Origin of the sequence: Streptomyces sp. NPDC005722 (genome assembly GCF_040630935.1) — a bacterium.
Lineage (GTDB): Bacteria > Actinomycetota > Actinomycetes > Streptomycetales > Streptomycetaceae > Actinacidiphila.
Window position 1 is genome coordinate 29,696 of record NZ_JBEXYN010000039.1, and the last position, 12,026, is coordinate 41,721.

The 12,026-nt window shown below is 75.5% G+C and carries 9 protein-coding genes; 6 read left to right on the plus strand and 3 right to left on the minus strand.

All coding sequences use genetic code 11. The features are described from left to right. Positions 1-5: 5 nt before the first annotated feature. Entirely contained in the window at positions 6-1,370 is a 1,365-nt protein-coding gene (locus ABZ479_RS32010) for an SWIM zinc finger family protein (RefSeq protein ID WP_500464826.1), read from the minus strand. A gap of 164 nt (positions 1,371-1,534) precedes the next feature. Here ABZ479_RS32010 and ABZ479_RS32015 point away from each other — a divergent pair, with 164 nt between their 5' ends. The 5 genes from ABZ479_RS32015 (at position 1,535) to sucD (ending at position 8,583) form a co-directional block, all read left to right on the plus strand. Continuing rightward, positions 1,535-2,623 carry an ATP-binding protein gene (locus tag ABZ479_RS32015; RefSeq protein ID WP_499606525.1) on the plus strand — a complete coding sequence of 363 codons (1,089 nt, stop codon included), beginning with the start codon at positions 1,535-1,537 and terminating at the stop codon, positions 2,621-2,623. After that, entirely contained in the window at positions 2,620-4,968 is a 2,349-nt protein-coding gene (locus ABZ479_RS32020; RefSeq protein WP_500464827.1) for a DUF5682 family protein, read from the plus strand. The genes ABZ479_RS32015 and ABZ479_RS32020 overlap by 4 nt, the downstream gene beginning before the upstream one ends. Beyond that, positions 4,965-6,149 (plus strand): VWA domain-containing protein, encoded by a 1,185-nt coding sequence (locus ABZ479_RS32025; protein ID WP_500464828.1) that lies wholly within the window; start codon positions 4,965-4,967, stop codon positions 6,147-6,149. Before ABZ479_RS32020 ends, ABZ479_RS32025 begins: the two co-directional genes overlap by 4 nt. Positions 6,150-6,504: 355 nt before the next feature. Continuing rightward, positions 6,505-7,680, plus strand: a complete 1,176-nt coding sequence (gene sucC / locus ABZ479_RS32030) for an ADP-forming succinate--CoA ligase subunit beta (RefSeq protein ID WP_500464829.1) — start codon at positions 6,505-6,507, stop codon at positions 7,678-7,680. A gap of 18 nt (positions 7,681-7,698) precedes the next feature. Next, positions 7,699-8,583, plus strand: coding sequence for a succinate--CoA ligase subunit alpha (sucD, locus tag ABZ479_RS32035; protein ID WP_431960236.1), 885 nt, complete (start codon positions 7,699-7,701; stop codon positions 8,581-8,583). Between the two features lie 96 nt (positions 8,584-8,679). Here the strand turns inward: sucD and ABZ479_RS32040 are convergent, their stop codons facing one another. Continuing rightward, positions 8,680-9,660, minus strand: coding sequence for a hypothetical protein (locus ABZ479_RS32040; RefSeq protein WP_500464830.1), 981 nt, complete (start codon positions 9,658-9,660; stop codon positions 8,680-8,682). Between the two features lie 112 nt (positions 9,661-9,772). Between ABZ479_RS32040 and ABZ479_RS32045 the strand changes: the two genes are divergently transcribed. Further along, positions 9,773-11,167, plus strand: a complete 1,395-nt coding sequence (locus ABZ479_RS32045; protein ID WP_500464831.1) for a cell division protein PerM — start codon at positions 9,773-9,775, stop codon at positions 11,165-11,167. 30 nt (positions 11,168-11,197) lie between these two features. On the opposite strand, the gene ABZ479_RS32050 is transcribed toward ABZ479_RS32045, so the two are convergent. Next, entirely contained in the window at positions 11,198-11,902 is a 705-nt protein-coding gene (locus ABZ479_RS32050) for a hypothetical protein (protein WP_500464832.1), read from the minus strand. Between the last annotated feature and the right edge of the window lie 124 nt (positions 11,903-12,026).

Genomic DNA, 12,026 nt, shown 5'->3' on the forward strand with positions numbered 1-12,026 from the left:
TGGGATCAGGTCGTCAGCGCTACGGGCTGGGCGTCCGGGCCGGGCCAGGCGGTGAGGGGACGCAGGCCCTGGTGGCCGAGTTCGCCGAAGAGGGTCACCGGGTGGCCGCCGGAGACCGCGGCGAGGCGCCACAGTCCCGTTGCGGTCCCGGTGCCGGCAGCCGCGACCGGGACGGCGTCGTTCCCGTCCGCGTCCGCCACCTGCCAGCCCGTGCCGCCCGGTATCGGCACGACACCGGCGAGCACGACCGGCCAGGCGTCCAGCCACGGATCGCCGGCCAGGGCCTGCCCGTACGCGCCGAGCGCCGCCGCGACCGGCACGCCCGGGGGTACGCGGCCCGGCAGCGGCGCGCCGTGCCGCGGCCCGAGCGCCGCCCGGAGCGGGCCGGCTCCCGGGTGGAAGGCCAGCTCCGCGTCGAGGCCGAGGCCGACCGGAAGAGCCGGCTCCGGTGCCCGTCCCGCCGCGCCGTAGGACAGCAGCAGTGCCGTCCGGCCCGTGGCCTCCCCGTGCAGCCAGGTCCTACGGGTGGTGAGACGGTCGTCGGCGGTGTCCTGCCGCGCCAGGACCAGCCAGCGGTCGCGCACCCTCGGCCCGGCGAGGAGCTCCGCCGAGTCCACGGTGAAACCGACCCGGGACCGGACGGTGGCCGCCAGGGGTGCGGGCAGCGCGTCCTGCCGCAGGCAGCCCCGGGCCAGCAGATGCAGCAGCGCCGTCTCCTCCAGCAGCCGGGACGGCCAGTCGCCCCCCGAGCCGGCCACCGCGCCCAGTTCGCGCACCCGCGCGGCGAGCCCGGGAGCCTGGGCGTCCACCATGCGCGCCGCCGTCTCCTCCCACGGCCGGTACCCCTCGCGTTCCGCGCCGGCCAGACCTCCCCGCAGCAGGTCCGCCAGCCGCCGCTCCAGCTCGCCGGCCCCGGCGGCCACCCGCCCCGCCCGGCGTTCGGCCCGTCTGCGCGCCGCCTGCGGGTCGCCCCCGGACCTCGCGCGCCCGCCGGGCTCCGTCCGTCCCCCGCGCGCGGCGCGCGCGTCCAGCCACTCGCTGACCCAGTCGGGCCGGCCACCCCCGTGCGCGGCCGGCCCGATCTCGCCCCCCGCCCACAGCAGGAGCAGCGCGACCGCGTGCTCGCACGGGAACGCGTGGCTGGGGCAGCTGCACCCGAAGGCGGGCCCCGCCGTGTCGACGACCGCCCGGTACGGCGCACCGCCGCCCGCGCACAGCCCCCACACCGCTGTGCCCGCACTCCCCGTCCCGGACCAGCGCACAGCCGCCGCCAGCTCCTTCCCGGCCCCGCGCGACGCCGCGTCGGGCGCGAGTGCCAGGACCTGGTCGGCGGTCCACCGCTCCGTCCGCTGTCCGTCCATCCCGTCCATGGCCACGACGCTACGGGCAGGCACTGACAAACCGGTCCGAGCTGCGGCTTCCTGACGGTGGAACGGGATTGTCAGTGGGGTGCGCGATGGTGGGAACGCGGACGTCCCACGGGGGCTGACGGGGCGTCCGCGCCATCCGCTCCATGGGAGAACAGGGGAGAACCATGTCCGTGGACACCGCACTCCGGCCGCACGCCGAAGACGCGTTCGCCCATGAGCTCAAGGCTCTCGCGGCGGCCGACGACCGGCCGCGCCCGGCCCGGTGGAACCTGTCGCCGTGGGCGGTCGCCACCTACCTCCTCGGCGGAGTACTGCCCGACGGCACGGCCGTCACCCCCAAGTACGTGGGTCCGCGGCGGATCGTGGAGGTCGCGGTCAGCACCCTCGCCACCGACCGGGCACTGCTGCTGCTCGGTGTCCCGGGCACCGCGAAGACCTGGGTCTCCGAGCACCTTGCCGCGGCCGTCAGCGGTGACTCCACGCTGCTCGTGCAGGGCACCGCGGGCACCCCGGAGGAGGCGATGCGCTACGGGTGGAACTACGCCCGGCTGCTCACCGGCGGCCCGAGCCGGGAGGCACTGGTCCCGAGCCCGGTCATGCGGGCGATGGCCGAGGGGCGCATCGCCCGGGTGGAGGAGCTGACCCGGATTCCCGCGGACGTCCAGGACGGCCTCATCACGATCCTCTCGGAGAAGACGCTGCCGATACCCGAACTGGGCACCGAGACCCAGGCGGTGCGCGGGTTCAACGTGATCGCGACCGCCAACGACCGGGACCGCGGCGTCAACGACCTCTCCAGCGCGCTGCGCAGGCGCTTCAACACGGTCGTGCTGCCGCTGCCCGCGACCGTGGAGGAGGAGGTCGACATCGTCAGCCGCCGGGTCGGTCAGCTCGGACGCTCGCTGGAGCTGCCGGCCGCCCCGGAGGGCGCGGACGAGATCCGGCGGGTGGTCACCGTCTTCCGCGAACTGCGCGGCGGGGTCACGGCCGACGGGCGCACGAAGGTGAAGTCGCCCTCCGGCACGCTCTCCACGGCCGAGGCGATCTCCGTGGTGACCAACGGCCTTGCCCTGGCCGCGCACTTCGGCGACGGCGTGCTGCGCGCCGGGGACGTCGCCGCGGGCATCCTCGGGGCGGTGGTCCGCGACCCGGCCGCCGACCGCCTGGTCTGGCAGGAGTACCTGGAGACCGTGGTCCGCGAGCGGGAGGGCTGGAAGGACTTCTACCGTGCCTGCCGCGAGGTGACGCCGTGACCGCCGCGGACGGGGTGGCGCTGCTGGGGGTGCGGCACCACGGCCCCGGGTCGGCCCGCGGTGTGCGGGCCGCGCTGGAGCTGCTGGAGCCGCGGATCGTGCTCGTCGAGGGCCCGCCGGAGGCGGACGCGGTGCTGGGGCTCGCCGCCGATCCCGGGATGCGGCCGCCCGTCGCGCTGCTCGCCCACGTCGTGGACGAGCCGTCCCGGGCCGGTTTCTGGCCCTTCGCCGAGTTCTCCCCCGAGTGGGCGGCGATCCGCTGGGCGGCCGGTCGCGGGGTGCCGGTCCGCTTCATCGACCTGCCGGCCGCGCACTCTCTCCTGCTGCGCGACGAGGCGGACGCGCCGCAGCGACCACAGGAAGAAGGAGAAGGAAGAGGAGAAGGGGACGGGGGAGCAGGGCAGTCCGGGGCGGCGGAGGACGCGCGGATCGACCCGCTCGCCGTACTGGCCCGGACGGCCGGCCACGACGACCCGGAGCGCTGGTGGGAGGACGCCGTCGAGCACCGCGGCCGGGACGGGCGGGATGAAGGGGAGGGGGACGGCGATCCGCTGGCCGCGTTCGGCGCGCTCGCCGAGGCCATGGGCGCGCTGCGCGAGACCTACGGCGACGGGGGACACCCCCAGGACACCGTGCGCGAGGCCCACATGCGGCTGCGGATACGGGAGGCGCGCCGCACGCACGAGCGGGTGGCCGTGGTGTGCGGCGCATGGCACGTGCCCGCCCTCGCCCGCACGGGCGGGGTCACCGCCGACCGGGCCCTGCTCAAGGGCCTGCCCAAGGCGAAGGTGGAGGTCACCTGGGTGCCCTGGACGCACCGCAGGCTCTCCCTGGCCGGGGGTTACGGGGCGGGCATCGACTCGCCCGGCTGGTACCGCCATCTGTTCGCCTCGCCCGACCGGCCCGTCGCCCGGTGGATGACCAAGGTCGCCGGTCTGCTCCGCGAGGAGGACCTCCCGGTCTCCTCCGCGCACGTCATCGAGGCGGTACGGCTCGCCGACACGCTCGCGGCCCTGCGCGGCCGCCCGCTGCCCGGACTCGGCGAGACCACGGACGCGGTACGCGCGGTGATGTGCGACGGATCGGACGTGCCGCTGGCGCTGATCCGGGACCGGCTGGTGGTGGGGGACGAGCTGGGCGAGGTCCCGGAGGGCGCGCCCGCGGTGCCCCTCGCCCGCGACCTGGCACGCGAGCAGCGCAGGCTGCGGATGAAGCCGGAGGCCCTGGCGAAGGAGGTGGACCTGGACCTGCGCAAGGACACCGACGCCGGACGCAGCCGCCTGCTGCACCGGCTGCGGATGCTGGGGGTCGGCTGGGGCGAGCCGAGCCGGTCGCGCACGGCCGCCACCGGCACCTTCCGGGAGAGCTGGCGGCTGCGCTGGGAGCCGGAACTCGCGGTGGCGGTCGCGGAGGCCGGGGTGTGGGGCACCACGGTGGAGTCCGCGGCCACCGCGTGGGCCGGGGACGCGGCGGTGAACGCGCGGACCCTCGCCGAGGTGACGGGCCTCGCCGAACGCTGTCTGCTCGCCGGGCTGCCGGACGCGCTGCCGACGGTCATGCGGGTGCTCGCCGACCGCGCCGCGCTCGACGCGGACGTCGCGCACCTCGCCCAGGCACTGCCGTCGCTCGTCCGCGCCCTTCGCTACGGAGACGTGCGGGGCACGGACGCCGGAGCCCTGCGCGGGGTCGCCGAAGGACTCGCGGAGCGGGTCTGCGTCGGGCTCCCGCCGGCCTGCGCGGGGCTCGACGCGGACGGCGCCGCCGAGATGCGCGGCCATGTCACGGAGGTGCAGCAGGCCCTGCTGCTCCTCGGCGACGACGCGTTGCGCGAGCGCTGGGCCGGCGCGCTGCGGAAGCTGGCCGTGCGCGACCGCGGCGTACCGGGACTGCTGCGGGGCGGCGCCGCGCGGCTGCTCCTGGACGACGCGCGCCTGGAGCCGGGAGAGGTGGCCCGGCTGATGGGGCTCGCGCTGTCCCGGGCCGCGGCGCCCCAGGAGGCCGCCGCCTGGGTGGAGGGCTTCCTCGCCGGCGGCGGGATGCTGCTGGTCCACGACGAGCGGCTGCTCGCACTGGTCGACGGATGGCTGTCCGCGGTGCCGGCGGCCGCCTTCGACGACGTGCTGCCGCTGCTGCGGCGTACCTTCGGCGGCTTCGACCCGGGGGTGCGGCGCACGGTGGGGGAGCTGGTGCGGCGCGGCCCGGGAGGCGGGGGAGCGGACGGCGGCGCCGGGGAGGGCCTGCCGGGTTTCGCCCCGCGGCTCGACGAGGAGCGGGCGGAGGCGGCGCTGTCCACCGTGCGGCTGCTGCTCGGGTCCGGCGGAGAGGACGGGGGACAGGACGTATGACGGACACGGGCAACGGCCCGGGCGTGGACGCCGACGAGCGGCTGCGCCGCTGGCGGATGGTGCTCGGCGGCGGCCCCGCCGACGGCACGGGGCGGCGCCTCACCGGCCGGGACACGGCGATGGACCAGGCGCTGGAGGCGCTGTACGGCACCACCCCGCGCGGCCCCGGGGCACCGCCGGCGCGCGGCGCCGGGCTGGGCGGCTCGGCGCCCCAGGTCGCCCGGTGGCTGGGGGACATCCGCCGCTACTTCCCCAGCAGCGTCGTGCAGGTGATGCAGCGCGACGCCGTCGACCGGCTCGGGCTGTCCGCGCTGCTGCTGGAACCGGAGATGCTGGAGGCGGTCGAGCCCGACGTCCATCTGGTCGGCACGCTGCTCTCGCTGAACAAGGCGATGCCCGAGACGACGAAGGAGACGGCCCGGGCGGTCGTCCGCAAGGTCGTGGAGGACCTGGAGCGGCGCCTTGCCACCCGGACCCGGGCCGCCCTCACCGGCGCGCTGGACCGCTCGGCCCGGGTGCTGCGGCCCCGCCACCGGGACATCGACTGGAACCGCACGATCCGTGCCAACCTCCGGCACTACCTGCCCGAGCACGGCACGGTCGTGCCCGAACGGCTCGTCGGCCACGGCCGCGCCGCGCGGGCGGTACGCAAGGACGTGGTGCTCTGCGTCGACCAGTCGGGCTCGATGGCGGCGTCCGTGGTCCACGCGTCCGTCTTCGGCGCCGTGCTGGCCTCGATGCGCAGCATCGACACCCGGCTCGTCGTCTTCGACACGGCGGTCGTCGATCTGACGGAGCATCTGGCCGACCCCGTCGACGTGCTGTTCGGCACCCGGCTCGGCGGCGGCACCGACATCAACCGCGCGCTGGCCTACTGCCAGTCCCTCATCGTCCGGCCCGCCGAGACGGTCGTCGTCCTCATCAGCGACCTGTACGAGGGCGGCATCCGCGACGAGATGCTCAAGCGGGTCGCCGCGATGAGGGCGTCCGGGGTGCAGTTCGTCGCGCTGCTGGCACTGTCGGACGAGGGCGCCCCCTCCTACGACCGCGCGCACGCGGCGGCGCTCGCCGCGCTCGGGGCGCCCGCCTTCGCCTGCACCCCGGACCTCTTCCCGGAGGTGATGGCGGCCGCCATCGAGAAGCGGCCGCTGCCCGTGCCCGACGCCGCCCCCGGCGGGTGACGCGGGGGGCCGGGTGGACGGGAGCGGCCTGGTCACCCTCGGTGAACGTCACGCGCCGGGGCGGCGTCGCAGGGCCCGCCGGAGCGCCGTTCGCCCCGGTCCCGGCCCCGTGCCCGGCGTCACGGGAAGCCGCCCGTTCGGCTGGTCTGTGACCGTTCTCACCGCTCTCGCACCATCTCCGATTTACTCGTGCCGCCCGCGCGGCGATAACCTGCGAGACGGACATGCCGCGTGCTCGGCCGACGTGTGCGCCCCCCGTACGACCGTTCGCATGGTTCGTTACGAAGACGTCAGCGACGACCGCCCCCGGCACGCACGCAGACAACGAACCCGCGATTACCAAGGACGGACGCGCGTGGACCTGTTCGAGTACCAGGCGAGGGACCTCTTCGCCAAGCACGGTGTACCGGTGCTGGCCGGTGAAGTGATCGACACGCCTGAGGCGGCGCGCGAGGTCGCGGAGCGACTCGGTGGCAAGGCTGTCGTCAAGGCGCAGGTGAAGACCGGCGGCCGCGGCAAGGCCGGCGGCGTGAAGGTGGCGTCGGACCCGGAGGACGCGGTCGTCAAGGCCGGCCAGATCCTCGGCATGGACATCAAGGGCCACACGGTCCACAAGGTGATGCTGGCCGAGCTGGCCCCGGAGATCGCCTCCGAGTACTACGTCTCCTTCCTCCTGGACCGCGCCAACCGGACCTTCCTGGCGATCGCGTCCGTCGAGGGCGGCATGGAGATCGAGGAGGTCGCGGCCACCAACCCCGCGGCCGTCGCCCAGATCCCGGTGGACGCCATCGAGGGCGTGACCCCGGAGAAGGCCCGCGAGATCGTCGAGGCGGCGGCCTTCCCGGCCGACGTCGCCGACCAGGTCGTCGAGATCCTGCAGACCCTGTGGAAGACCTTCCTCTCCGAGGACGCGCTCCTCGTCGAGGTCAACCCGCTCGCCAAGGTCGCCGACGGCCGCGTCATCGCGCTCGACGGCAAGGTCTCCCTGGACGAGAACGCCGACTTCCGCCAGCCGGAGCACGAGGCGCTGGTGGACCACGCCGCCGCCAACCCGCTGGAGGCCGCGGCCAAGGCCAAGGGCCTGAACTACGTCAAGCTCGACGGCGAGGTCGGCATCATCGGCAACGGCGCGGGTCTCGTCATGAGCACCCTGGACGTCGTCGCCTACGCCGGCGAGGGCCACGGCAACGTCAAGCCCGCCAACTTCCTCGACATCGGCGGCGGCGCCTCCGCCGAGGTCATGGCCAACGGTCTCGAGATCATCCTGGGCGACCCGGACGTCAAGTCCGTGTTCGTCAACGTCTTCGGCGGCATCACCGCCTGCGACGCGGTCGCCAACGGCATCGTCCAGGCCCTGGAGCTGCTGAAGTCCAAGGGCGAGGAGGTCACCAAGCCGCTCGTCGTCCGCCTGGACGGCAACAACGCGGAGCTGGGTCGGCAGATCCTGACCGACGCCAACCACCCGCTGGTCGAGCAGGTCGACACCATGGACGGCGCCGCCGAGCGCGCCGCCGAGCTGGCTGCGAAGTAAGGGACAGGTCACCACATCATGGCTATCTTCCTGACCAAGGAGAGCAAGGTCATCGTCCAGGGGATGACCGGTTCCGAGGGCACCAAGCACACCCGGCGCATGCTCGCCTCGGGCACCAACATCGTCGGCGGCGTGAACCCGCGCAAGGCCGGCACCAGCGTGGACTTCGACGGCACCGAGGTGCCGGTCTTCGGGTCCGTCGCCGAGGCCATGGAGAAGACGGGTGCCGACGTCACCGTCATCTTCGTCCCGCCGAAGTTCGCCAAGGACGCGGTCATCGAGGCGATCGACGCCGGCATCCCGCTGGCGGTCGTGATCACCGAGGGCATCGCGGTCCACGACACCGCCGCCTTCTGGGCGTACGCGGGCAGCAAGGGCAACAAGACCCGGATCATCGGTCCCAACTGCCCCGGCCTGATCACCCCCGGCCAGTCCAACGCGGGCATCATCCCGGCCGACATCACCACCTCCGGCCGCATCGGCCTGGTGTCGAAGTCCGGCACGCTGACCTACCAGATGATGTACGAGCTCAGCGACATCGGCTTCTCCTCGGCGGTCGGCATCGGCGGTGACCCGATCATCGGCACCACCCACATCGACGCGCTGAAGGCGTTCCAGGACGACCCCGAGACCGACCTGATCGTCATGATCGGCGAGATCGGCGGCGACGCCGAGGAGCGTGCCGCGGCCTTCATCGCCGAGCACGTCACCAAGCCGGTCGTCGGCTACGTCGCGGGCTTCACCGCGCCCGAGGGCAAGACCATGGGCCACGCCGGCGCCATCGTCTCCGGCTCCTCCGGCACCGCCCAGGCGAAGAAGGAGGCCCTCGAGGCCGCCGGCGTCAAGGTCGGCAAGACCCCGTCGGAGACGGCCCGCCTCGCGCGCGCCATCCTGCAGGGCTGATCCCCCCGCCTCCTCGACGGAGGCACGCACACGGGCCCGCTCCCTCCGGGGGGCGGGCCCGTGTGCGTCTGCGGGACGGCACGGAACGCGGCGCGCTCAGGGCGCGGGTGCCGAGGTGCGCTGCCCGACGGGTCCGCGGTCGGCGGCGACGCGGTCGCTGAGCGGCCCGAAGACCAGCCCGACCGCGGTCACCAGCGCGATCAGCACCGTCGCCACCACGGCGCCCACCGTGCGGATGCGCAGCCACTGCTCGCTCAGCTCGCGCACCATGGCCGCCGGGTACTCCGGCTGCGGCTGCTCGTCCAGCAGGTCGCCCAGCCGGACCGCCGCCCCCTCGCCCAGGGCCTCGCGCCCCCGGACGATGCGCCGCCTGGTCATGGAGGTGGTGGCCATGCACTCCGCCGCCGTGCGCCGCAGGCTCAGCCCGAGGCCGTCGTGGAGGAGCACGGCGTGCCGGGTGCCGCGCGGCAGCCGCTGGAAGGCACTGCGCTCCCGCGGCGGGGTGCGGTACCAGGGCAGCAGTTGCTGCCAGGGGGCCAGGGCGTGGTGGTGCGCCTCCGCGCGGATCCATCCGGCCGGGTCGGGGTCGACGGCGACCTCGGGCCACCGCTGCCAGGCCAGGTCGAAGGCGCGGTGCACGGCGTGCCGGGCCAGCGCCATGCTGCCGGTGAGCAGTTCGACCTGGCGGAGCAGGGCGGGGGCGTTGCGGGTGTACAGCCCGTCGAAGGCCGCCTGGGCGGCCTCGGCGATCCGTACGGCCTCGGCCGCCTGCGCCTGTGCCAGCGCCCGTTCCTGTGCCCGTACCTGCGCCCGCGGTCCCGGGACGGCCTGTTCGCCGGGCGGATCGGACGTGGGCGCGGTCGCGGACGAGGTCGCGGATGCCGGGTCGGTACGGCCGGAGCCGGGGGAGTCCGCCGCCCCAGCGGACACGGGCGGCTGCGCGGGCGCGGCGGACTCCCCCGGACCGGCCGCCGGTGCGGCCTGCGGGTCCTGCGCGGCGTTCCCGGCCGACGCCGGCTGGTGACGCCTTCGCTTCTTGACGGCCTTCGCGGCCTTCGTCGTGGGTGTGCGGCTCATGCGATCGACCACTCGGATCGAATGAAGAAACGCATAACGCCATATTCCGCGACACGACGGGCATTCGCATGCTGCCACGTCGAAAGGGGGTCTTGTTGGCAGCATGAGATCCGTGAGTGCCGCAAGCGCCCTGAGTCATGCCGTACACCGGATCCGGGCCGTCCACACGACCCTGCGCACCTCCGAGTCCGCCCCCGCCTTCACCGGCGGAGTCGTCGCGGCGGGCCTGGGCCTGGGCGGCTTCGCCATGCTCGTGCTCTTCCTGTGGGTCGTCTCCCCGTTCCCCGACAGCGGCCTGGACGGGGCGCTGCACGTCGCCGCCGACTGCTGGCTGCTCGCGCACGGGGGCGACCTCGTGCGCACCGAGACCCTCACCGGGGTCGCCGCGCCCGTCGGCGTCACGCCGCTGCTGCCCATGGCGTTCCCGGTGTGGCTGCTGTACCGGGCCGGGGCGGACGCCGTCGCGCCCGCCTCGGACGGCAAGGTCGCGCGGTCCGCCGTCGCATGGCTGATCGGCGGCTACCTGGCGGTGGGCGCCGGGGTGGTCGTCTACACCTCGTACGGGCCGGTGCGCAGCGACGCCCTCGCCGCCGCGCTCCACCTGCCCGTCGTGGCGGCCCTCGCGGCGGGTGCCGGGGCCTGGGCGGAGCGGGGACGGCCGCGGATCCCACCGCCCGCCTGGCTGTCCCGGGTGCCCGTGCGCGTGACGGTGCCGCTGCGGGAGGCCGTGGCCGTGCTGCGCTCGGCGGCGGGGGGCGTCTGCGTCCTCGTCGCGGGCGGCGCGGCGCTCACGGCGGTGACCCTGGCGCTGCACCCGGGCGCCGCGGGGGCGTCCTTCACGCGGCTGAGCGAGGCGCTGTCCGGGCGGCTGGCGGTGCTCGCGGTGGCGGTGGCGCTGATCCCGAACGCCGCCGTGTGGGGTGCGGCCTACGCGATGGGCCCCGGCTTCGCGCTCGGCACCCAGGCCGTGGTGCGCCCGGCCGGGGTGGTGGGGGAGCCGGTGCTGCCGGACTTCCCGCTGCTCGCGGCGTTGCCCGGGCCCGGGCCGGGGACGTCGCTGACCTGGGCGGCGCTGGCCGTGCCGGTGCTCGCGGGGATCGCGGTGGGGGTGCTCGCCGTGGAGCGCCGGGAGCCGTGCGGCCTCGGGCGCACCGCGGCGCACGCCGCCATGGGCGGGCTGGTGTGCGGGATCGCCATGGCGCTGCTCGCCGGGTTCGCGGCGGGGCCGCTGGGCACCGGGGCACTGGAGGAGTTCGGGCCGTCCTGGTGGCTCACCGGCGCCGCGGCGGCCGGGTGGACGGCGGCCGCCGGCACGCCGACGGCACTGCTGGTGCGCTGGGTGCGGGTCCGCCGCACGGCCGCCGCGACGGAGGACGGGCGGGCGGACGGGCAGGACGAGGGCGGGCCGGAGGAAGACCGGCCGTCCGACGTCCCGGCGGCTTCGGTGCTCCCGGGCGCGGCGGGCGACGGCGACGCGGCCCCGGGCGCCGCCCCGCCGGAGGTCTGAGCCTCCGTCCGGGGCGGGCGCGGCGACGCGTCAGGGCGTCTGGAGCACGTCGCGCAGCGGCGTCGGCAGCAGCTTCTCGCACGCGTCGCGCGAGGAGGAGGTCAGCGCGTCGCGGGTGCAGGCGTAGTAGTCCTTGTAGACCACCTGGGTCGTGAAGGTCACCGCCACGACGCACAGGGCCAGCCCGCCCATGATCAGACCGCCGAGCGCGGCGGGGCGCTGCGGCTTGCTGCGGGGGTCGGTGGGCCGCGGCGCCGGCGGGGTCGCCCCGCCCTCGGCCAGCAGCGCGGCCGCCTCGGCGCGGGCCTTGGCCCGCTCCTCGGGCTTCATCCGCAGCGCGTTGACGCTCCAGTACAGCGCGAGGGCGCCGAGCAGCAGCCCCACGTACGTCCAGCCGAGGAAGAGGGCGAAGAAGAGCCCCCACATCCCGCAGATCATCGCGTAGCGGGCACGCCGTTGAGCGGGGTCGGTGGGGTCGAAGCGGGGACCGTCCGGACGCCGGCCGCCGTAACCGCCACCGGGGCGGTCGCCGTAGCCGCCGTCCTGGCGGCCGGGCTGCCGGTCGCTCCACTGGCCGCCCCACGCCGGGGGCGGCGGGGGCGGGGTGGGCGGCGTGGGCTCGTCCCCGGAGTCGGAGGGCTGCTGCGGCCGGCGCGGCTGCCACGGCTGCTCGGGTGCGTCCTCCGGCGGCGGGGCGAACGGGTTGTCCTGCTCCTGGCCTCGGCCACTGCTCATGTTTGCCTGGGTCATCCCCTTGCCGTCGACTCCTCGAGTTGTCGGACGCGGCACTCCGCCGTTCTCACCCCAGACGCTACCGCCCGCGCGCTCCCCCGTCCCGTGGGGGCGGGCTGGTGTGCCG

Excerpts from the sequence above, each read along its gene's own strand:
- ABZ479_RS32050 (WP_500464832.1), bottom strand. The coding sequence starts at position 11,902 with ATGAGCAGTGGCCGAGGCCAGGAGCAGGACAACCCGTTCGCCCCGCCG.
- ABZ479_RS32040 (WP_500464830.1), bottom strand. The coding sequence starts at position 9,660 with ATGAGCCGCACACCCACGACGAAGGCCGCGAAGGCCGTCAAGAAGCGA.
- ABZ479_RS32010 (WP_500464826.1), bottom strand. The coding sequence starts at position 1,370 with ATGGACGGGATGGACGGACAGCGGACGGAGCGGTGGACCGCCGACCAG.
- ABZ479_RS32025 (WP_500464828.1), top strand. The coding sequence starts at position 4,965 with ATGACGGACACGGGCAACGGCCCGGGCGTGGACGCCGACGAGCGGCTG.
- ABZ479_RS32015 (WP_499606525.1), top strand. The coding sequence starts at position 1,535 with ATGTCCGTGGACACCGCACTCCGGCCGCACGCCGAAGACGCGTTCGCC.
- sucD (WP_431960236.1), top strand. The coding sequence starts at position 7,699 with ATGGCTATCTTCCTGACCAAGGAGAGCAAGGTCATCGTCCAGGGGATG.